This is a genomic window from Butyricicoccus sp. Marseille-Q5471 (assembly GCF_951230135.1).
In the GTDB taxonomy this organism is placed as follows: domain Bacteria; phylum Bacillota; class Clostridia; order Oscillospirales; family Butyricicoccaceae; genus Agathobaculum.
Window position 1 is genome coordinate 1 of record NZ_CATNVC010000039.1, and the last position, 1,255, is coordinate 1,255.

Annotated in this window: 1 protein-coding gene; it reads right to left on the minus strand. The window is 46.3% G+C overall.

Going from position 1 to position 1,255, the window contains the following annotated elements:
* Positions 1-38: 38 nt before the first annotated feature.
* A protein-coding gene (locus QOX26_RS14285; protein WP_283675635.1) for an IS3 family transposase occupies positions 39-1,183 on the minus strand; the annotation gives its coding sequence in 2 pieces (ribosomal slippage) (positions 39-941 and positions 944-1,183; 1,143 coding nt in all).
* Positions 1,184-1,255: the final 72 nt, after the last annotated feature.

Consider the following 1,255-nt stretch of genomic DNA (forward strand, 5'->3'; position numbering starts at 1 on the left):
TGTCCTGGTCAAGCATTTTTGTAACACCACTGTCTAATTTAGTCTAACGAATTTCGTGCCTCCAGGGGTGTCAGATAGTTGTTATAAGAGTGCGGCCGAATCTGGTTGTACCAGAGATATGCATACTCGGCAACAGCGTAGTCGAGTTGCTCATCCGTGTGGAAATGAAAGCGTTCTATCAGTTCTGCTTTCAGGCTGTTGTAGTAACGTTCCATCGGCGCGTTATCGTACGGGCAACCAGCGCGGCTCATGCTCTGCTGAATCCCATGCTCTTCACAGCAGAGGATAAAATTCATGGATGTGAATTGGCTGCCTTGGTCAGAGTGTAGAACAAGCCCGTGCGGACGTGTCCGTTGGGCGTCTAATGCTTTATGGAGTGTCTTGATGGCGAGTTCACTAGTCATCCATTTTCCTGTCTCGCTTGCTACCACGCTGCGGTCGTAGAGGTCTATAATGGTGCAGTTATATCGCACCGTGCCATTTGAAATGAAAAGATACGTAAAATCTGTGCACCAGACTTGGTTTTTGGCAGCGACCTCGAATTTCTGATTCAAAAGATTCGGAAAAACCTTGTGTGGCTGTCCTTTTTTATATCCAGGTCGTTTTCTGCGACAGATGCACAGCAGTCGCAGTTCTTTGTTCATATAGCGATGTACCGTGGCTTTGCTCAAGGAAATCCCTTTTCGTAGCAGAAAGATTCTCATGCTTCTGTGCCCCAGAATGCCACCCGTTTCATGATATAAAGTCTTAATTTCATGGTGAACATCTGCTTTTCTGGCAAGATACTCCGACTTCTTCTCTTTTAAGTAGTTATAGAACGCATTGGGGTAGATGTCCATGCGTCGTAACATCCAGCGGATGCCGAATTCGTACTGATACTTTGCAATGAATCGATAAGCCGCTAATCGATTTCCTTCGCGAAGAATGCCGCTGCTTTTTTTAGAAAGCGATTTTCCTTTTCAGCTTCTTCAAGTTGCTTGCGCAGGCGGCGAACCTCCTGCATCAATTCGTATTCGCTCTTGGCTTCATCATTGGTTTGGCATTCTTCACGGTAGCTGCGAACCCAGTTCGAGATGGTTGCTTTTGACGCCCCATACTCGGCACTCAAACTGGCGATTGTCCGTCCATCTTGAATATGGTATCGGACTACCCGCTTCTTTGTCTCTTCGGTAAAGTGTCCCATTGGCTCTCTCCTTTGCTTTCTTCTACTATACTACTTTAGAGAGCGGTGTTACAACTTTACTATACCAGGACA